Source organism: Myxococcus sp. CA023 (genome assembly GCF_010998615.1).
Taxonomy (GTDB): domain Bacteria; phylum Myxococcota; class Myxococcia; order Myxococcales; family Myxococcaceae; genus Myxococcus.
On the sequence record NZ_JAAEAH010000003.1, the window covers coordinates 13,243 to 32,617 of the forward strand.

The 19,375-nt window shown below is 69.6% G+C and carries 16 protein-coding genes; all 16 read right to left on the reverse strand.

Annotation, left to right across the window (positions count from 1 at the left end; genetic code table 11):
• On the reverse strand, positions 1-1,854 hold the full coding sequence (locus tag F8M74_RS01300) for a hypothetical protein (RefSeq protein WP_141257675.1): 1,854 nt from the start codon (positions 1,852-1,854) through the stop codon (positions 1-3).
• Between the two features lie 27 nt (positions 1,855-1,881).
• Positions 1,882-2,802 carry a hypothetical protein gene (locus F8M74_RS01305; RefSeq protein WP_228560563.1) on the reverse strand — a complete coding sequence of 307 codons (921 nt, stop codon included), beginning with the start codon at positions 2,800-2,802 and terminating at the stop codon, positions 1,882-1,884.
• Positions 2,803-2,807: 5 nt separating this feature from the next.
• On the reverse strand, positions 2,808-5,228 hold the full coding sequence (locus tag F8M74_RS01310; protein WP_141257673.1) for a phage tail protein: 2,421 nt from the start codon (positions 5,226-5,228) through the stop codon (positions 2,808-2,810).
• Positions 5,228-7,570, reverse strand: coding sequence for a putative baseplate assembly protein (locus F8M74_RS01315; protein ID WP_141257672.1), 2,343 nt, complete (start codon positions 7,568-7,570; stop codon positions 5,228-5,230). Before F8M74_RS01315 ends, F8M74_RS01310 begins: the two co-directional genes overlap by 1 nt.
• Positions 7,571-7,972, reverse strand: coding sequence for a GPW/gp25 family protein (locus F8M74_RS01320; protein ID WP_141257671.1), 402 nt, complete (start codon positions 7,970-7,972; stop codon positions 7,571-7,573).
• Positions 7,973-7,979: 7 nt separating this feature from the next.
• Positions 7,980-9,524 (reverse strand): hypothetical protein, encoded by a 1,545-nt coding sequence (locus F8M74_RS01325; RefSeq protein WP_216620644.1) that lies wholly within the window; start codon positions 9,522-9,524, stop codon positions 7,980-7,982.
• Entirely contained in the window at positions 9,518-10,216 is a 699-nt protein-coding gene (locus F8M74_RS01330; RefSeq protein WP_141257669.1) for a phage baseplate assembly protein V, read from the reverse strand. The genes F8M74_RS01325 and F8M74_RS01330 overlap by 7 nt, the downstream gene beginning before the upstream one ends.
• Positions 10,213-11,289 (reverse strand): phage late control D family protein, encoded by a 1,077-nt coding sequence (locus F8M74_RS01335; protein WP_141257668.1) that lies wholly within the window; start codon positions 11,287-11,289, stop codon positions 10,213-10,215. Before F8M74_RS01335 ends, F8M74_RS01330 begins: the two co-directional genes overlap by 4 nt.
• Before the next feature lie 18 nt (positions 11,290-11,307).
• The gene (locus F8M74_RS01340; RefSeq protein WP_163884309.1) at positions 11,308-11,481 is read right to left on the reverse strand and encodes a hypothetical protein; all 174 of its coding nucleotides are present in this window, start codon (positions 11,479-11,481) and stop codon (positions 11,308-11,310) included.
• A 3-nt stretch (positions 11,482-11,484) separates the two neighbouring features.
• Complete coding sequence (locus F8M74_RS01345; RefSeq protein ID WP_141279672.1) at positions 11,485-12,783, reverse strand: hypothetical protein; 1,299 nt, start codon at positions 12,781-12,783, stop codon at positions 11,485-11,487.
• 4 nt (positions 12,784-12,787) lie between these two features.
• Positions 12,788-13,270 (reverse strand): phage tail protein, encoded by a 483-nt coding sequence (locus F8M74_RS01350; RefSeq protein ID WP_141257888.1) that lies wholly within the window; start codon positions 13,268-13,270, stop codon positions 12,788-12,790.
• A complete protein-coding gene (locus F8M74_RS01355; protein WP_141257889.1) occupies positions 13,267-14,838 on the reverse strand; it encodes a phage tail sheath protein in 1,572 nt (523 codons plus the stop codon). Before F8M74_RS01355 ends, F8M74_RS01350 begins: the two co-directional genes overlap by 4 nt.
• A 27-nt stretch (positions 14,839-14,865) precedes the next feature.
• Positions 14,866-15,321 (reverse strand): phage tail protein, encoded by a 456-nt coding sequence (locus F8M74_RS01360; RefSeq protein ID WP_141257890.1) that lies wholly within the window; start codon positions 15,319-15,321, stop codon positions 14,866-14,868.
• An 18-nt stretch (positions 15,322-15,339) separates the two neighbouring features.
• A complete protein-coding gene (locus tag F8M74_RS01365; protein WP_228560565.1) occupies positions 15,340-17,646 on the reverse strand; it encodes a phage tail sheath subtilisin-like domain-containing protein in 2,307 nt (768 codons plus the stop codon).
• Between the two features lie 126 nt (positions 17,647-17,772).
• Positions 17,773-18,504, reverse strand: a complete 732-nt coding sequence (locus F8M74_RS01370) for a hypothetical protein (RefSeq protein ID WP_228565746.1) — start codon at positions 18,502-18,504, stop codon at positions 17,773-17,775.
• The gene (locus F8M74_RS01375; protein WP_141257893.1) at positions 18,501-19,094 is read right to left on the reverse strand and encodes a DUF4255 domain-containing protein; all 594 of its coding nucleotides are present in this window, start codon (positions 19,092-19,094) and stop codon (positions 18,501-18,503) included. Before F8M74_RS01375 ends, F8M74_RS01370 begins: the two co-directional genes overlap by 4 nt.
• Positions 19,095-19,375 lie beyond the last annotated feature (281 nt).

The window sequence follows — 19,375 nt, forward strand, 5'->3', positions numbered from 1 at the left end:
TCAGCTCCGCAGCGCCAGGAACGCCTCGTCGAGCGACACACCTTCGTCCAGCAGCTTCTTCAACTCCGTCACGAACGTGGCGTAGGCCGCGGCGGTGAGCGTCATCACGTAGGCCCCGATGTCGGGCATCCGGTAGGACGCGGCCAGGGTGGCCAGCGGCACGTTCAGGAGGCTGGGGGCCGCCTCGAGCCTCGCCAGGCCCTGCTTGACGGTGGCAGGGAAGCGGTTGAGCGCGGCCATGTACTCCTTGTGCTGGATGCGCTCCAGCCGCAGCGTGGCGGAGGCCATGCCCGCGAACTGCCACCGCGTGGTTCCGTGGGCGAGCGTGTTGAGCAGGGGAACGAGCTGGCCAATGGCCATGGCGGTGCCGCGCTGGGGCAGGGCGGAGAACTCGTCATAGAGCTCCGCCTGCCGGAGCTTCTTCACCAGCTCCTCGAAGTGCTGCTCGCCGTCGTGGTCCTCCGGCTCGGGCAGCGGCTGGCCCGCCGCGGAGTGGTGGAGCGGCAGGCTGCGTCGGCAGGCATACCAGAGGGTCCGCGAGCCGGAGAGCAGCTCGCTCCACGCCGCGTCCACCAGGTCTGTCACGGGCGCCTCGGGCACGGGCTGGACCTGCCAGCGGCGCGTGAGGTCCAGCAGGGCATGCGCGGGCAGCCGCCGCGCCACCTGTCCCACCGCCGCCGCCCGCAGCTTGAGCGGCGCCGCGCGCAGCACCTCGCGGAGGCCCTCCAGCCGCTGCGCCATGCCATGGCGCGCCACGGGCACCATCACCAGGACGGACACCGACTCCAGGGCCTCGCCCGTCTGCGTGAGGTCGATGGGGGGCAGTTGAAGGGACTCGTCGAGGATGGCGCCGAGCTCGTCCTCGGCCACCACCGTCAGCTCGACGTCCACTTCGGGCGGGAAGTAGAACTCCGTGAGGCTGCCCGCCTCGATGGCCGCCGCGGGCAGGGTCCCCGCGGCGGGCAGCGTGAAGAAGTGCTCGCTCGCGAGGAACCGCTCGCTCTGGCCCGCCGCGCGACGCGCCTGGAGCACCTCCTTCAGGTGCTGCTGATATTGAAGCGCGTGGGCTTCACGCAGCTCGCGTGGTGCCACGCCGAAGCCCACTACGCTGCGCTGTTCGGCGCCCACCTCACGCCGCACCAGGAAGGTGTCCAGCCAGCGGAGGGTGCCTCGGTCCAGTGCCAGCATCGCCAGTGGCAGCGCGTCCACGGGGAGGTTCCGCATCCCCGCACCAGCGAAGACTTCATGGGCCGCGCGGCTGCGGCGCGTCTCGAAGGTGCCACCGCTCACCGGGTCTGGGTAGGGGATGAGCGTCAGCGCCACCGCCTCGATGATGTCGCCGTCCTGCGTGGTCCGCGCGGCGCCCAGCGATGTGGGGTACGAGGCAACGGGGTTCGCCGTGTACTCCACGGGGCGCAGCACCAGCACGTACAACCCAGAGCGGCTCCGCGCCAGTTCGCGCGGCACGGGGGCGAGCCCGAAGGCCGCGTCCAGCCGTTGAATCTCCGGGATGTCGTCCAGGCGGATGCCCGTCAAGTCACGAGGCACGACCACCAATTCGCCGCCGGGTGTCAGTCCATGGCCCAGGCGGACGGTGAGCGTCGTGCGGTCCTGGCTGGGCGTGACGGTCAGTCCGTGCATCACCCCGGTGCCATTGGCCCGTGAGAGGTCGGCCTGCCGCGTGAGGAAGTAGGTCTGCTCCCGCGTGAGGTCCTTCGCGGTGAGGAAGCGCCCGTCGAAGAAGAAAGAGCGCACGCGCCGGTCGTCGTGCACCATTGCCCGGGCGGTCTCCAGCGCTTGTGCCGTCTCCCAGGTGAGCTTCTCCCGGGCGGGTCCACTGGTTGGGTTGAACACGGTTATCCCCCTTCGAGAGAGTCGGGCCTAGAAGACGCCCATCCACCGGGCGAGCGCGGCGGTCGAGAGGCTGAAGGGCCTCAGGTCATTGTCGACGTAGACATTCCCCTGCCGCGTGGGCCGCACCTCCGTGCCGCGCACGTCCTCCACGTCCGTTGCTCCGATGACGACGCGGGCGAGGAAGACCCACGCGGGATCCCTCACCTTCAGGTCGGGCTGGGTCGGGTCCGTCAGCAGCGAGGCCGGGATGAAGGTGTCGCTCCACAGCTTCGCCAGCTCCTGTTCGCGGCTGCCTCGCCAGGCGTTGAAGATGGCCTGCCGAAGCTTGATGCGCCGCTGCACCGGGTCTGGTTCGTCCACGGGGTCCGGGAAGGGGCTCTTGGGGACCTCCGGAGGGGGATACGCCGTGGAGCGCGGCACCAGTCGCAGCTCGTATCCATCGCGAATGCGCGAGGCGACCACGGCGTCCATGGCGTCGAAGGGCCCCGCCGCGAAGGCAGGCGTCTTGCCGCGCTCGCACTGGAGGAAACGCAGGAACAGGTCCGCCACCACCCCCGTGGGCGGAAATCCCGCGGCACCGGGGCTCAGCCGGTACTCGGCCGGGGTGAAGACGCCGAAGTCGGCCATCTCCAGCGGCTCCTGCCAGTACCAGCGGTCCAGCTTGAGACACGCATCCATGGGCACTTCCACCAACCGGCCGAAGGGGTCCAACGCGAGCCCGGCGGACACCCGGATCTCCTCATGCTCCGGCTCGGTGCCCTCGTGGTGACTCACCTTGAGCCCGGCCACCGTCCCGACGCCGTGAAGGTACGCCAGGGCCCGGGTGAGCCGGCCTCGGTGATAGGTCTGCTCGGCGGTGAAGTCTCCCGCGTCCAGGAGCACGCCGGTGTCGTAGTGGAGCCGGTCTCGTGTCTCCGCGTCGAGCAAGGCGTCATTCGGGGGCGACATGGTCATCAACCTCCTTCCAATCTGGGGTCCAGGCTCGACGGGCGCTCAATGACGTCCGCGAGCCCCAGCACGCTGTGGCCCACTCGCACCGAGGTGGGGGCGGGGGCGGGTCCGACGTAGGTGTCCACGCCCACCAGCGACGCGACTCCGACGAGCAGCGGACGGCTCGCGGTGATGACGGAGACCTGCACGTGCGCGGGGGCCTCCTGCTCCGCCACCTTCCGGATGAGGCCCAGGGTCCGCGTGTCCGTGCCCTGGTGCACCAGCACCGTGAGCCGGTGTGCCAGCCTCTCCAGGAACTGCTCCACCGCCTCCGCTTCCGCTCGCGTCTGAAGCGTTGCGTCCCCGAAGACGGCCAGGAACTCCTTGCGAGTCTCATCCCCGAGGAGGAGCGTGTCGCCCACGTAGGAGTTCCCGCTCCGTGCCAGGCCCGGCAGCAACGGGTCCTCCGCGTCCGCGAGGTCCGCGCCGAGGATGGTCGCCAGTGTGCGCCGAAGCCGGAAGTCCTCCACTACCACCACCGCGCCTCGGTTCACCGCGCCGTCCGTGACCAGGTCCAGCGCCAGGCGCAGGCCCTCGACGCAGCCGCGCCGCCGGGCGAGCGCGGGCGCGGACCGGAGCATCGCGCGCCGCTGGCTCTCGCCCACCACGGGGTCGAAGGAGAGGCCTACCCAGCTCGCGAGCCACTCCAGCGAATCACCCGGCACGTGCCCCGGGTCGGTGAGCACGTGCGCATGGGCGATGCGGTCCTCGATGGGCGTCAGCACACCCTCGACGATGCCGAGGAAACGCTCCAGGAAGTCCGCGGGAGTCGCCCGGCCGGCGGTGTCCGCGTCCTCGCCGAAGAGCTCCTCGCGATAGAGGGACGGCAGGTAGTTGTCCACGTAGGAGAAGCGCGATGCATACGCGCGCAGCGCTCCCACTTCGGGCGTCCGGCGGCCGTCGCCGAACAGCTCCACCCGCACCCACAGGTACCGTCCGGAGAGCGCACGCACCTTCGCGTGGGCGCGCTGGATGAGGACGGTGAACAGGCCACTCTCACCCGGGGCCGGCGGCGTGGGCAGCATCCCTGGTTGGAACGGCACCTCCGACGGCAGCGGTACCCAGCTCCCGTGCGGGACGTCTGGATGAACAGGGGCTTCCGGGATGAGGCCCAGGCGATGCTCGTGCCAGTGTGGCGAGGCGCTCGGCGGAGCCAGGGGTTCGTCGGTCGCGGCAAGCCAGACGCGCACCCCGGTGCGTGGGGGCAGCAGCGCCTCCACGTACAGGCGGTGCCACACCGTGCGCCCGTCGCCCGAGTCGAAGGGTCGGTTCGGCGGGTTGGCGGCGCGGCCCCGCTCGGCGCACCGGGGCAGCGACAGGGCTTGAAGCGGCACGGGCGCCATGTCGGCCAGCCCTGGGGTGACGGCGTGGTGCGGAGGCTGCGCCCCCTGGAGAAAGGGACCCCCGTCATGGCCGGGCAGGGGAAAGTAGTCCCCCTGGGGAATCGCCTCTGACGCACCGGCCGGGAGCGCGTAGGCCACCGCCTCCACCTTGCCGTCGTCGAGCAGCGACAGCACCGCGGCGCGGCCGTCCGGAAGGATGGCGAGACTGAAGGGCCGCAGCACACCCGGGAGCGCGACGGGCGTGGAGAAGCGGCCCGTGTAGAAGCGCAGCCGCGCGTGCGCCGCGTCTGGGGGAACACCCGCGAGCGCCGGGTCCATGACCCAGCTCAGCACCGCAAGCCGTCCCTCGGTGTCACATGCGAGCGCCACCGGCACTTCGCCAGGCCACGCGAGCGTCTCCAGCACCCGGGTCCGAGGCGGGTCCGGGTTCTCTTCCGTCGGGCGGAACAAGCCAGCGCCGGAGGGAATGGACAGGACGTCCGGAAGCGGCTGCCCGTCCACCCGGCCGAGCACGGCGGGTGGTGCGTTGGGCGCGAAGGAAGGCGGACCACTCAGGACATAGGCGCCACCCCGCGGGTCCGCGGCGATGCGGTGCGCGGCGATGCCTTCGGCCGGGAAGACCACGGCGGACCACACCTTGCGCAGGTGGAGCGCCACCACGCGCTGGGCCACCGCGAGGTAGAGGATGCCGCCAACTCCAGGCGACAGGTCCGTCACCGCGCCGGACAGCCCTACCTGCGCGGGCTCGAATCGCAGGGTGGTGTCAGCGCCCCCGCCCGCCGCGCGCACCTGCCCGGCCACGTTGTCCCACCAGGCCCACGTGCCGAAGGCGTCCACCGCGCCCGGTACGCGAGCGAGCCTGGGCTCCAGCACCGCGAGGTCGAGCGCCTCATCGAAGGTGCGGCTCTCTCCCAGGCTTCCCAGCCGGAGCGTCCTGCGCTTCGCGTCGTAGAGACACACCTCGCCCGCGGAGACCGAGCTCTCCGTGACCCAGTCCGGCGCGTCCGCCAGCATGTAGAACCGGAGGCGGTTGGCGTCCATCAGCAGACCTCGGGGACCATGGGCACCGCCACGCCCGCCTGCGAGGAGTCCATGCCGCCGCTTCCCTCATCGCCGATGCCGTGGAGCATCGTTGGCACCTCTCCATCGGCATTCACCGCCACCTTGAGCAACTCCGGGAGCTGCCAGTCCGCGATGGACAGCTCCACTGGCGTCGTCGCGGTGCTGCCCTTGAGCTGGAGCCAGCTCGGGTTGACTGGGCCCTCGGCCTGCCGGACGGACGGAGCAGGGGGCTCCACCGTGAAGCGCGCCACGTCGGCCGTGGCACCGGCGCGGCGAGGGTCTCTCAGCACGCGCGTCACCGTTCCCCAGGCGAAGAGGCTCACCCCGGCGATGCTGGCCACCCCGGGGACCTGTGCCACCGCCACATAGAGCTCCCGGTCCTGGACGTCCCGGCCCAGCGGCCAGCCCTCTCCGGTGGGACCTCCCGCCGGCAGCGGGAAGATGAAGCGGCGCACGGCCTGCCGCACCGCCTGCACCACTGTCTCCCTGCCAAAGCCCTCGCGCACGGTGATGCCCACGCCGAGCCCCAGTGGGACGTACTCGCAGCCAATCACGTAGAGCTCGGTGGTGAGCGGCCGGCGCGCATCCAGGTAGGCATGGACGGCTTCCAGCAGCGGCCGGTCCGCCCGCGGGTAGGGCGGCTCCAGCCGCGTGGCCGTGGGCAACACCATGACGGAGACGACGCCGGGAACACCGTCTCGCCGTCGCCTTGGCTCGAAGCGGGGCAGCACCTCCACGCGCCCCAACTGCACGCCGGGGGTGCTCGCCGCGAGCCGCCGGTAGTCCTCCTCCGTCACGGCCCGGTCCACGTGGCGCAGCAGCGCGGGGATGCGGCGCTCGGCCTCCGCCAGCGTCTCCGCGTCCCGGCCACCCAGCGTGGGCTCCGGCTGTTGTACCCGCAGCCCCGGCGCGGGGCTTCCATCGACCCGGAAGGCGCTGATGTCCTTCAAGCTGCCAGGCGGGAGATTTCCCGCGGCGCCGCCTCCGCTGCGCATCCGGGCCACCAGCACCTGGGCACCCGCGGGAGGCACGCGTCCGCGCACGCCATCTCCACAGCGGGCGGCGCCCGCCTCGGAGTCCAGGGCGTAGACAGGCTCGTCGCGGCGGGCCAGCGCGAGGTCTTCGATGAGCCGCCACTCGCGGTAGCCCGCCCCTGGCTCTTCGATGAAGAGCTGGAACGTTGCGCGCTCCACAGAGCCGGAGGGCAGGCGAAACTCCTGCTCCGCGTTGCCGTCGCTCTGTCCAATCAGGCGTCCGCCGGTCGTCTCGCGCTGGTCCACTTCAACCGCGTTGATGTCCACCCAGCCCAGCGCGAAGCGCTCCGGCTTGCCGCTGGGACGCAGGCGCAGCCAGGTCACCAATCGCGCCGCCACTCTTGGGTCGTCCAGGCGTGGCGGCCGGTCGCCCAGGCCGGCGCGCGCGTCCGTCCTCACGTCATTGACCGGCGCGCCCAGGTCGGATGGCAGCAGCATCCGTACGACGCCCCGGCGGGACAGCTCTTGCGTCGAGTCCGCCACGACGGTGAGCCGGTGATACACCGGCAACCCGTCCGCGGCGGGCGTGCCCGTCACCTCCCAGACGTGCGGCAGCCGGCCGCGCGCCCCGAGCAGCTCGGACAGGGCGGGGACCTCCATGACGGGGGAGACGCCCACGCTCAGGACGCGAGGCCCCTGTCCGTTCCCCTTCGTCAGGTCCTCACGGAGGGCCACCACGTGCTCCGTCTTGGGGGCGAGCAGCGCGAGCCACAGGCTTCCGTCCACCGTCTCCGTCACCAGGTCCAGCCCGCGCGGGTCAGCGGCGCCGAGGGGGAACACAGGCGTCGTCGCGTAGAAGCCGTGCTGGGCCTTGGGGTCCAGGCCGTAGACTTGTGCGAGCCGGGGCAGCATCGACGCGTGCTGCTGACGCTCCGTCTCCGTGAGCGGGCGCTTTCGGTACGCCTCGGCGGTGAGGTGCACCACGGTCAGCTCATCCAGCGTTTCGAAGGGCACGGGCTTGCGCAACGAGGCGAAGGCCCGCAGCGACACGGAAGGCTGGAGCACCTCGGTGTCGAAGTGCACGCTCACCACGCCGGTGGCGGCCTCGGCGGGGCGCAGGCTCGCGCCCAGCAGCCGAAGGAAGGCCAGTCGCTGGCGCTCGGGAATGAGGTTGGCGCGGTAGAGGATGGAGTCCGCCAGCCAGGCGAAGAGCTCCAGCAGAGTGCGCCCCGGGTCGCCCACGCGGGCATGGGTCCACTCCGGGGTATGGCCTGGGATGCGGGAGAGCAGCTCCTCGACGAGGTCCGGGAAGCTCCTGTCGTCGAGTCGGGGAGGAATGATGGGCATCTAGCCTCCGAGGTCCATGGCGAGCCCGAGCTGCTGCACGTCACCCGTGCGGCGCAGGCGGTAGACGATTTCCACGCGGACCTGGGCGGGCAGGTCCGCCAGCTCCAGCACGTCCACGCGGATGAGTTCCAGGCGCGGCTCCCACTCGGTGAGTGCGCGCTGCACCAGCTCTTGGATGCGCCGGCGGGTGGATACGGTGTTGGGCTGCCCCATCATCCGCTCCAGCCCGGCGCCGAAGCCCTGTCGCATGAGCTGCTCGCCGGGGCGCGTGCGGAGGATGACCTCGATGGACTGACGCACGCTGGCTTCCAGCGAAGGAAACGCCAGCTCGCCGCGTTCGTCCGGCACGAGCCGCAGCGGAAAGCCCACGGGAGGGCGCCTGTCGGAAGGCTTCGGGCTCATGGCGCGGTCAGTCCTCGAACCGCTCGCGCAGCGAGGCGGGAATGGGGATGCAGATCTTGATGAGGGCAATCCAGAAGAAGACGATGTTCAGCAGCGACAGGAAGAGGTTGAGGACGATGAAGGCGCAGAGGGTGATGATGGGAATGTTGAACCCACAGAGCCACCCGATGCCCTGACCTGAGGGGGGACTGGCTGAGCCTTCGAGGAAGTCCTTCGGCGAGTTCTTGTTCAGCAGCTCGTTCATCCCCGGCGGCACCTGGAAGGTGACGTTGGGCTTGAAGGCGCTCAGGTCCTTGAGCGACGGAAGGGGGATGAGGACGGGCGGCCGCTTTCCACGCTCGTACCAGACGGCGATGGTGAAGGGAGCGCTCTCCTCGCTCCAGACGATGGCGGGTGGGCAGCCATCCTCGCGGTGGACCCGGACGAAGGCCCTGGCCACGTAGCGTGAGCCACGCCGCTCGAAGCGCCGCTCGGGAGGGATGAGGTCCCGCATCCGTGGCGCGGTGGCGGCCTTCGCCGCCTGGAGGACCTGGGCCGCATCCGAGGCATTGGGATGCGTCCACGAACGAGGCAACACCACCGTGCCCGTCTTCCCCTGGACGAGGACGTCCGCCAGCCCGGAGAGCGCCGTGCCCGCGGGCCGCTTCTGGCCATTGCCATAGTCGAGCTGCACGCGGTTCATCGCCGTCATGAACGCGGGCACTTGGAAGGCGTCGAACACCGCGACCAGTCCACGCAGGAAGTCGATGAACAGGGCGAGCTTGTCGTGCTTCGCCTGCGGCAATCTGCGCTGGGCGACGTCCTGGTAGGTGACCGACAGGCCTTCGAGCCCTGTCCAGTCCACCGTCTTTCCCGCGGCGAAGTAGGGGGACAGCAAGCTCCGCACCTGCGCGTCATCGAAAGCGGGCGCTGTGCTGGATGCGCCCTCCGGTGCTTCTCCGCTCGCCACCTGGAGGAGCCCGTACAGCACGGTGCGCTTCGCCGCGGCGCACGCGTCGGGCGGTGCGATGAAGAGCGATGTCACGGTCTCCTGGTCCCGGCTGGTGGCCCGCATGAGGCGCAGCAGCTCGCGCCGGACGTCCGCGGGACCGGGGCCCGCGGGCCCTTCGCGCCGTCCAGGGTCGGGGTCGCGCTCCTGTTCCTCACCGTCGAGCGGGACCCAGCCAGCGACCTTGCCGTCCCGCCGCACCCAGGCCTCGCGCGTATTGCCCGCGCCCACGCGTCGGATGACGAGCCCCGCGCTTTCGATGCGGTTCGCCTCGACCCGAGGCTCACCGAACACGTCGCAGCAGGCCTCCAGCAAGGCCACGTTGAACACCCCGTGAACGGGCTGGAGCAGCTTGAGCCCCTGGGGGGTGAGCGTCCCATCGGAGATGAGGGTGCCCGCCAGCGCCTTGCGGCCTTCCTCGGACCTGAGCTCGCCGAAGATGGCTTGAACGAACTCCTGGTCCTGCCGCTCGATGAACGCGGGGGCGCCGCGCTGGGCCGCCAGCGGGGCTCCAGTGGCTCCGTCGAAAACGAGCCCGCGCAGCTTGACGGGGTGGCTCACCATACGTTGCCCGCCCCTGGCGTGTACGTCACGCCCATCACCGAGTTGGTCTGCAGCACGTCGCACTTCACGACGCCCGAGAAGGACGACATCGCCGAGTTGACCGTGACCTGACCGGCGCTCACCTCCACCTGACTGGCGGTGACGGACACCGTGGTCGCGGCCCGGACGGTGACGCCCTGCTGGTCGAGCGTGACGGTGTTGCCCGCTGCCTCCAGCGTGAGCTCGCCTCCTTTGGCCTGCTTCAGCGTGGCGCTCACGCCACCGGGGACTTCCAGGGTGATTTGCGCGGTGCCCTCGCTCGCTTCGACGATGGCGATGCGGCTGCCATTCCGGGCCTTGATGACGTAGCGGTCCACGCGACTTCCACCGGGCGTCTCCGGCGGACGGGCGCGCCCGTTCCACAGGCCCCCCACGACCAGCGGCTGGCGCGGGTCTCCTCCGGCGAAGACCACGGCCACCTCGTCATCCTTGTCCGGGAGGAAGAGCGCGCCCCAGCCACTGCCGGAGAACGGAACGGCGACCCGCGCCCACAAGGCCACGTCTGCATCGGCCAGGCCCTCGGGCGCGGTGAGCAGGCGGACCTTGACGCGCGCCAGGTGGTCGGGGTCCTCCACGGACACGACCTTCGCCAGATAGGTGCCGAGCATGGCGCCCAGCAGGCGGCGCTCCTGTGCGTGTGCGGTGTCGGTCATGGCTCTCCCAGGAAGGCGCACTCGGCCTCGAAGTCCGTCTCATAGCCGTGGAGGGTGTCGTAGCGGTGGCTGGCACGGACCACGTAGTAGGTGTTGTCGAAGCGAGCGCTCATGCCGCTGAGCCTCACGTGGGTCCCCACGCGGAGCGCGGGGGTGCCCTCCGCTGTGGCGTCGATGCGGACGAAGCGCCGGGCGCGCGCATCGAAGGCGGCCCTGGCGATGGCGGTGGCCTCGTCGCTGGTGGACACGGGCAGCGAGCCGAGGTGCTCTGTCCGAGGGCCCAGCGTCTGCTGGAGCAGCTCCGCGCCGGTACGCCCCGCGCCCGGGCCGGGACGCGAGCCGGAGCTCTGGCCGGAGACCCTGGCGCCCTGGATGGCGTTCCACCCGGTGCAAGTGACCTGGGTGGCCTGATGTGCCAGGTCCGCCGTGACGCGCACCCGGCGGAGCTCAGAGTAGAGGGTCAGCTCCAGGGTGCCCCGGCGCACCGCGCTCCGTGCGGAGACGTGGAGCTCGTCACCCGTCACCTGCAGGTCCGCATCCCGTGTGGCCAGCAATCGCCGCACGAAGGCCAGGTCGCTTTCGTTCCACTGGACCTGGAGGCCCAGGGACTCTCGAAGGCCTGTGATGATGGGAGTCAGGCCCAGGTCCCGGGCGAGCTTCTCCGCCAGTTCGGCCAGCTTGATGTCGCTGTGGACATGCGTGCGCCGCGCGAGCCTTGCTTTCTGCAGTGCGTCCTCGGCGAGCACGACGAACTCCGGCGCGGAGTCGTGCGAGAACACGGCTTCGATTCCGGTGATGACGCCGCGAAAAATCTCCTGAGGGGCGCTCTCGGGACCGGTGTAGATGCCGATGGGGGCCCCGAGCCTGAGCAGTTGCTCGTCCTCGAAGACCTGCTCGGCCACGGTGTCGGCGTAGCGGGCGACTGCCTCGAAGCGCAGCTCGAGCGAGCACAGGCCGCCTTCGGCTTCCTCGACCCGCATGCTGCTGACCAGACCGGTGACGCGTGCGTCGGCCTTGCCGAAGATGCGCACCGTGGGGCGGTGATGTTCTGGCTGTGACGTGGCGTCAGTCATGGAGAACGGAGAGCGGATTCAGTCGGCGAAGAGGCGGGCCTTGCGTTGCGTGATGAGCCGGATGGCGCGGGCAATCGATGTCGGATCCACCGGAGGCGGCGTGAGCGCTGGCTCCGCGGCCGGACGCTGGCTCGTGTCTGGCGTGGAACCCGAGACGACGGACCCCTGGACCTCGTCGAAGACGATGGACATGGCTCAATCTCCCTCGAAGCGGAGGCGGCCCCGGGGGGGCAGGGTCGCGCCGAAGCGGGGCCTGGTGACGCGGGCGCGTCCTCCGAGCTCGAAGAGGCCGTCTCCGGTGGTTTCGTAGGTGTAGGTGTCCACGTGCCCGGTGGAGCGCACGGTCTCCAGTCGGACGGAGGTGAGTGGAGGTCCGGCACGCAGTCCCACGAACGCGCCTGCTGTGGCCGAGAGGCCCGCGGAGGCCTGCGCGCCAGACCAGGCATTCGCGGTCCAGCCCGAGGCGGATGCCCCCGTGGTCGCGGGGAAGTTGGCTCCCGCGGAGAAGGACGCCCCCGCGGAGAAGATGGGGTTCGATGCGGACGCACCCACGCCGAATGAGGCTGAGCCTCCCGCGACCGCCCCCGCGGTGAAGGTGGCGCTGCCTCCGAACGAGGCGCCGGCTGAAACGCCAGCCCCCGCTGCGAAGCCACCGCCAGCCGAGAAGCCACCACCAGCCGAGAAGGCACCACCAGCCGAGAAGCCACCACCAGCCGAGAAGCCACCACCAGCCGAGAAGCCACCGCCGGCAGCGAAAATCCCGCTCGCGCCAATTCCACCGCCGAGGCCCAGCCCCGCGCCCGCGCTGAATCCACCGCCAACGCCGAAGCCGGCCCCCGCGCCGATTCCACCCCCCATGCCAAACCCAGCCCCGGCGCCGGCGCCGGCCCCCAATGCTCCTCCAGGTGCGCCCGTGGCGAACGCGGCGGGCGAGGCCAGCGGGACGGAAGGGTCGACGGTCATCACGTCCTGACTGGGGAAGCGCGGATTGTCCTCGCCATTCTGCTCCGCGACGGCGCGCGGGATGGGCTGGTTGGGAGCCGCGGCCACTTGCCGCGAACGCTCTCCCTCGGCGCCTCGTGCGAAGATCTGCTGCTGCCGCGTCATTCCCAGCGCCACCGTTGAACGCAGCGGGATTCCATCGGCCGAAAAGAAGTCGATGGTCTCCTGATAGGTCTCCACCAGTCCGGTGAACTCGAACGCGCCCCAGCGGAACGTGACGTCCGGAGGAATCTGGGTCTTGGTCCCCATCATCCGTGCGATCCGGATGGTCTGGTCGCAGACGTTGGCTCCCGTGTCCGTGGTGTCGAAGACCAGCTCCATCGAGAGCTTCGCGTTGCTCTCCGCGACGAACTGCTGGTGCTCCTGGCCACGGACGTTCTGCAGCTTGTTGTTGACGGTGTACTGGAGCGAGCCCGGATTGAAGTGCACCGGGAGTTCCTGGCCGTTGCTCTCGTTGATGAAGCTCGCGCTCTCGGGAGTCCTGTCTCGCATGGGCTCATTCCTCCTCGAGGGTCAGCCCCTCGTGGACGAGGTGCAGTTCTTCGATACCGACCTCGCTCGACCGAGCGTTGAAGTCGGCCGCCTTGAACTTCACGGGCAGGGCCCGGTCGAGCTTGTAGGTGAGCACCGTCCGCAGTTCGCCATTCTCCGACGGCGCCTTGAGCCGGATGCGCACCGTGCAGCGGTAGCCGTAGTCTCCCGACGTGACTCGCGCGAACCAGCGCAGCAGCCGTTCGCCTTCCGAAATGCCCCGCTTGAGCACCACCGTGCCGAAGGTCACGGGACCTGCGCGCTGAACGGCGCCCAGGTTGTGGCCACCGACCTGAATCACGCGCGGTTCCATCGTGGCCTCCAGCCCGGAGCACTCGGAGAACGCGCCATCCACCGGAGCGTCGCCCCCACCGCTTCCGGACAGCGGCTCCGGCTGGAACGCGAGCTCGAAACGGAAGGTGTGCAGGACAAAGGTCGCATCGCTCATACGGCGTCCTCCTGCCGTAGCGTGACGCCGCCCTCCAGCGACGAAAGCCTCACCTGCAAGCGCTTGAGTGAGGCCGCGGGATCCAACTCGACCGTGACGACGAGGCGGCCTGCATCCAGGTCGTCCTGTGTCATGGTGGTTCGGTCGCACCGCACGGAGAACGCCTCGCCGCTGCTCGCTCCGCGCAGCGCACCCGCTTCGTAGTAGCGGCCCAGCATGGCCTCGAACTGGTAGCGGAGCTCCCGCCAGGTGGTCTCGTTGGAGGCCGAGAACGTCAGGTCCACGCCCATCTGCCGCGCGGCCTTGAGGACCGACGATAGCAACCGGCTCACCGGTGCCTGCCGGTGGCTCGCCATGTTGCTGGAGGTCACATCCGAGAGCACCTGCAGCCCGAGCGGCGTTGGGCCCAATAAGGACACGCGCTCGAGCAGTCCCCTCGGGCCTGCTTCCGGGGGCCGGGGCGTCAGGTCCCGTGTCGAGGGAATCGGGAAGACTCGCCGCACATCCGGCAGAGGCAGCCCCAAGGCATTCCGAAACGTCCCTCTCAGCAGCGCATTGCGCGCCAGGACGCCCGTCAGGACGCCCTCCGGCGCCTCGAGGTTCTCCGGCAGGCCCACGGAGCCAGAAGTCTGGAGCCAGGGATAGGCGAGCTGGATGAAGGCGCTCTGGAACGGGAGGAGGAGGCCGTGCTCGTGCAGGAACCGCCCCATGTCCTGCATCGCGGTGCGCTTCCCGGCCGCTGTATCGAAGACGAGGCTGGCGGAGGGGAGCGGCAGCGATGCGACCAGGTGTGTCTCTCGCAGACGCCGGTCACGCAGCAGCTCCGCGAGGATGGCGAGGAAGCCGGCCCAGTCCTGGTAGCCGGTCAGGTCACAACGCGGCGCCTCGCGCTCCGGCGTGTGCCACTGGGGTTCGGCTTCTCCCAGGGGAATCACACACGGGCCAAATCCCGGAGCACCGAGGGGCGGAAGGCGAGGAAGGGGCAGGGGCTCGGGCACTTCCGCGACCAGCTCTGGCAGGTCCGGAAGGCACAGGAAGGAGACGTCGGGCAGGCCAAACAGGTGCGCCACGCCGTGCCACGTCGTCCGGTCGATGGCGGACGCGGCATGCTCCATTCCAGGAGGCGCGGGCGGCCGACTGCCCGGAAGCAGCAGATTGAGGCGCTGAAGCCGTGTCGGGCGGTCCTGCTCCGGAGGGAGCGGGTCCGCCATCCGTATCACGTAGCACTTGCGTCCCCCCTGCGCGAAGAAGGAGCGGACCGCGGCCCCAAGGGCCGTGGGCTCATCGGGCGTGAGGCCAGTGCGCGCTCGCCAGTCGAAGTGCCGCTCGAAGGCGCCAAAGCTCTCGAAGGGCAGGGGGACGTCGGTGAGGGGATGCTGCGGATCGCTGGGGTCCACGCGGAGCGTGGGGGCGGTCATCCACCCTTGCTCGAACAAGTAGCGCGACAGGGCCGCCGCCACGGGCGACTCCGGACGACGGCGGACGAAGCCGACGAAGCAGGCCACGTCCATCCGCTCGGGCGCGCTGGGCGCCACGCGCTCTGTCGCTTCGAAAGTCAGGCGCCGCATGGACCTGGGTCCCCCATTGCGCTCCGCTCAGTCCACGTCCGGGAAGCCCATCCGCACCGTTTCAGCGGAGAGGACGAGCTCTTCCATGGCCACGTCTCCGCCACCCTTGGCGGCCAGCGTGGGGCCGGAGAACTTCATTGGGGTGACGTTCACCAGCTTCCAGGACTGCACGGGGTTGCGCGCCTCGTCGAGCAGCCGGATGGTGACGGCCGCCTTGCGCCCGAGTGGACCGTTGCGGCGCACGTCCTCCACCCAGCTCCAGATGGCCCGTGAGTCGACGATGCCGCGCTTGAGCGTCACGTCCCCGGTCTTGAAGGGACCGGGGACCTTGCGCACATGGTTCTCCGGGTCGTTGCCGTCGCGGTACTCGGAGATGGTGATTTCGGTGTTCAGCCCGGACACGTCGGAGAATCCACCGAAGGACGTTCCATCGAAGCTGACTTCGAAGTTGAAGGCGCCGTAAGGCGTGGGACGGGTGGTCATGGCGACTGGTCCTTTGCGTTAGGTCCGGGCATCCGCCGTCTTCTGGCCGACGCGGAAGATGACGAACTCGGCGGGCTTCACCACCGCGACGCCGATGAGACAGACCAGCCGCCCGTTATCGAGGTCGTTCTGGTCCATGGTGGTCCGGTCGCACCGGACGAAGAACGCCTGCCTGGGTTCGGTGCCGAGGAACGCGCCGGTGCGCCACTGGTTCTCCAGGAAGCTGCCGATCGTCTCCCGGATGTTGGCCCACAGCCGCTCGCCATTCGGCTCGAACACCGCCCACTGCGTCCCCTCGTCGATGGAGCGCTCGAGGAAGTTGAAGTAGCGCCGGACGTTGACGTACTTCCATTCCGGGTCGGAGCTGATGGTGCGGGCGCCCCACACGCGGTAGCCGCGTCCAGGGAAGAAGCGCAGGCAGTTGATGCCCTGCGGGTTCAGGGTCTCCTGCTGTGCGAAGTTGATGTCCTGTTCGAAGCGCAGCGCGCCACGGACCACCTCGTTCGCGGGGGCCTTGAACACGCCACGCTCGATGTCGCTTCGCGCGTAGATGCCGCACACGAACGCGGAAGGCGGCAGCGCGATTTCACGGGGGACGTCCGCGGCGTCGGGACGGGCCAGCGGGTTGGCGACGACGACCCATGGGTAGTAGAGCGCTGCCTTGGTGGAGTCGAGCTGCGCACGCACGTCCATCGCGTCCTGGGGGCCCAGTCCGCGCGGCGTATCGAGCACGGCCACGCGATAGGCACGCCGTTTCTCCGCCGCGCTGATGAGGCTCAGCCGTACTGCTTGCGCCGACGCATAGGCGGACGAGCCTGGCGCGGCGATGATGGAGATGTCCTCCACACCGCCCAGGCGGTCCAGGGCGTCGTCATACTGTGCGGCTCCGGGTGCCGAACCGTCCGTGCCTCCCGTGAGCGCGAACGGTCCCGAGGCCAGGGCCGTGCGGAGCGCGAACACCGACACGCCGGTGCCTGCCTCGAACGCGTACAGCCGCTCCATCTGCTCGGAGAGCGTCGTTGGCGTGGACGTGAGCACATTGCCGAGGTAGCGCGGGTGGGCACGGTCGAGGCCCAGCCCTTCGTAGGTCCGTTCCTGCCCATCCGCGTCCTGGGTGATGACGGTCAACGTGACGAAGCTGCTCCCTCCCGGGAGCTGCTGGAACTGGGAGGCCGCATCCGCTGGAAGGGGGAGCGTGTCACTTCCGTTGGACCAGGTACTGTCCGCCTGCTTCACCCACCACGTCTCGCCGGGCGTACCGTCCGCGCCGGGTTCGACCGTGGGCGCGTCGAGACCGAGCGCGCTGGAGCTGACCGCCGTCACCTCCAGCGTGTGGCCGGCACCAGGAACCGGGTGGGAGATGACGAGCTTGCTGTCCTCAACCGAGGCATTCGCGTTGGCGCCCAGCAAGGCCTGGAGGTCACCCAGTGTCACCTCGCCCAGGTCGCCCACGTTGTTGTTCGCCGGGTCCGCCGCGTTGTCCACCGTCTGGGCGTCCAGCTTGAGCTGGGGATTCGCGGAGACTTCGATGAGCGCCTGGGTGCCTCGGGCGTCCGTGCCCAGGATGAGCCGTCCGGCGGGTGCCGCGTCATCAGCGCCGCTCAGCCGGGCGTAGCCGCCGCGGACTTGCCGGTTGAGGAGGTCCACGACCTCCAAGGGCGCCAGCGGGCCGTCGGTGGGCAGGGTGAGCGTTTGCACCTGTCCGCCCAGGGTGACGGTGAGCGTGCTGTTGGCTTCAAGGAACGTGGTGGTGGGGTCGAGCTCCGCGGTCGCACCCGCCTCGGCGTTCCGGCCCAGGAAGGTGAGGGTGACGTCCGGGCCTCCATCGATTTGGAGCGCAAGCGTGGTGCCGTCAGGGAGGTTGAACGGCGGCGGGAGGGTGCCCACCACGCGAGCGGCGGAGGCCGCGGTCTGATTCAGCCGCACCATGCTGCCAGCGGGCGCGCGCCGCATGGCACCGACAGTGGCAGGCGTCAGCACCTCCTGCGCCGTGATGGTTCCATTGCCGCCGCTGCCCGGAAACCGTGCGGTGAAGCGCGCACGCAGGTTGGCGTTGGCGTTGGGGATGACCTCCGCCTGTGCGGTGGCGCTGTCGGGCGCGCCCGAGAAGACCCGCGCCACGTAGAGGCGCGCGCCGCCTTCGTTGAAGTACGCACGCACCGAGTGCGCCAGGTAGTTCGTCGTTTCGTCCGTACCGGTCAGGTCCAGATCGCCAAGACCCCCAAACAGCCGGATGAACTCGGCGAAGCTCGTGACGAGCGCCGGCGTGCCATTCGTGGGACCCTTGCGAGCAGGACCCGCGAAGCCACTGGTGCTGGTACTCACTCCCTCAATGGACCTGGCTCGGAAACTCGTCTCTTCGACGTAGACACCAGGTGTGAGATATTCAGGCACGCGAGCCCCCTCTCTTCGTGGTTACGTGGCGCGCAGCCGCGCCGTCAGGGTCAACAGTCATGGATTGGCCCAGGTGAGCTGGATGGTGGCGGTCACCTCTTCGCCAGCGGCTATCTCCAGGGTGGTGCTCAATGGCTGGAACGCGGCGGCGAGCGAATCAGGGTCGGGGGGCAACGACGAAGGCGCCCATGCGGCCCGGATGCTGAAGGTGAAGTGGGGCGGGGCTTCGGGGTTGCTCCAGTTCGCGACGGGGATGCCAGCAATGGGGATGAGCGCATCTCCGTTGTGGTTCGACAGGCCCCATCGTTCGATGCTCGGCGCGGCCAGGGTCAGGGACACGAGCGCATCGGACAGCGGCTTGCCGTGCGCATCCTCCACCCGGAGCCGCACCACGGCGCTGCGGACGGAAGGGCGCATCAATGGGGAGGGATAGAGCGTGACGTCCACGGGCCGGAAGACCGAGTCAGCGGGCAGCGGCTGTCCTGGTGGCGGTGGGGTCGTGCTTCGCGGCAGCACCACGGTGAAGCTCCGGTCCAGGTAGCGACGGGAGGCGTCGCTCGCCACCAGCGTGAAGGGCGTGGGGGGCGGTGGTATCTCCGGTGCCTCGAAATGATCCGTGTAGTCGGCGAAGCCTGGCGCCGCCGCGACCACGAGCAGCCCGCTCGTGTTTCGCAGGATGCGAATGCCTTCTCCGGAGAGGGTGACGGGCTCCGCGACAGGGCGCAGCGTCTCCGCGTCGAGGAGGCGGATGGCGGCGAGGGCCCTGCTCTCGATGCGCTCCATCCTCATCGCTTGGGAACCTCGTTCGTGAAGTCGAAGCGACGCGCCACCACGGGTCTTCCAGGCGGCTTGCCCTGCACGTCGATGCACACCACGCGCGCCACGTACGTCAGGCTGGGCCGGTAGGGGCGGCGCAAGGCATCCCAGAGCCGGGCGAGGTCTTCGTGGCTGATCTCCGCGGGGATGATCTGCACGAGGTCATCGGGTCCCCAGGCTCCCGCGGGGGTGAGGTCCGAGGCGCTCAGGGCCTTGTGCATGTGCAGTCGCAACATGACCCAGGCCATGAGGCGGTGCTCGACGTCGACGGAGTCTGCCCAGACCGTGAGCAGGTAATGCAGGTCCAGGGCGAGAGGCGGGGGGCCATCCGGCCTGGATTCGTTGCGCAGGTGCTCGTTGACGGAGACGCGGTAGAGGAAAAGCGTGACGCCGGGCGTGTCTATCGGTGGAGCATTGGTCTCACTTCCAGCCATGGTCGCGCTGGGCACGAGACTGAAGCTACAGGCCGGGAGCCCATCGTCTTCCCGAGACAACTCATAGGCGTGCCGCAGGTACGAGACCAGCGAGTCACCTACCGAGTAGACGGCGGAAAAACTGGCCACTGCGGAGCCCCCATGTCCGTCAGATGAGTTCGCCTTCCGTGAAGACTGCTCGCACTTTATGTGTCTGAATGGTGTCGGATTTTATACGGGCGTGAGAAGGCCTTGGTGCGGTGGGTGGAATGCGTAGAACCTGTCAGGCCGTCCGCCTCGTCTGGGAGTCTGGCTATTCTGTGTCGATGATTCAGGGGGCATCTGGCCTGGCTTGAGCTGACAAGGAGGCACGGGTGAAAGCGCAGGCGGTTTCCCGTCCAGACGTCCGGGCACGCGCGTCCGAGCCAGTC

Bases quoted from the DNA above. Each gene is read 5' to 3' on its own strand.
- F8M74_RS01305 (WP_228560563.1), bottom strand. From the start codon at position 2,802: ATGTCGCCCCCGAATGACGCCTTGCTCGACGCGGAGACACGAGACCGG.
- F8M74_RS01310 (WP_141257673.1), bottom strand. From the start codon at position 5,228: ATGGACGCCAACCGCCTCCGGTTCTACATGCTGGCGGACGCGCCGGAC.
- F8M74_RS01315 (WP_141257672.1), bottom strand. From the start codon at position 7,570: ATGCCCATCATTCCTCCCCGACTCGACGACAGGAGCTTCCCGGACCTC.
- F8M74_RS01320 (WP_141257671.1), bottom strand. From the start codon at position 7,972: ATGAGCCCGAAGCCTTCCGACAGGCGCCCTCCCGTGGGCTTTCCGCTG.
- F8M74_RS01325 (WP_216620644.1), bottom strand. From the start codon at position 9,524: ATGGTGAGCCACCCCGTCAAGCTGCGCGGGCTCGTTTTCGACGGAGCC.
- F8M74_RS01330 (WP_141257669.1), bottom strand. From the start codon at position 10,216: ATGACCGACACCGCACACGCACAGGAGCGCCGCCTGCTGGGCGCCATG.
- F8M74_RS01335 (WP_141257668.1), bottom strand. From the start codon at position 11,289: ATGACTGACGCCACGTCACAGCCAGAACATCACCGCCCCACGGTGCGC.
- F8M74_RS01340 (WP_163884309.1), bottom strand. From the start codon at position 11,481: ATGTCCATCGTCTTCGACGAGGTCCAGGGGTCCGTCGTCTCGGGTTCC.
- F8M74_RS01345 (WP_141279672.1), bottom strand. From the start codon at position 12,783: ATGCGAGACAGGACTCCCGAGAGCGCGAGCTTCATCAACGAGAGCAAC.
- F8M74_RS01350 (WP_141257888.1), bottom strand. From the start codon at position 13,270: ATGAGCGATGCGACCTTTGTCCTGCACACCTTCCGTTTCGAGCTCGCG.
- F8M74_RS01355 (WP_141257889.1), bottom strand. From the start codon at position 14,838: ATGCGGCGCCTGACTTTCGAAGCGACAGAGCGCGTGGCGCCCAGCGCG.
- F8M74_RS01360 (WP_141257890.1), bottom strand. From the start codon at position 15,321: ATGACCACCCGTCCCACGCCTTACGGCGCCTTCAACTTCGAAGTCAGC.
- F8M74_RS01370 (WP_228565746.1), bottom strand. From the start codon at position 18,504: ATGAGGATGGAGCGCATCGAGAGCAGGGCCCTCGCCGCCATCCGCCTC.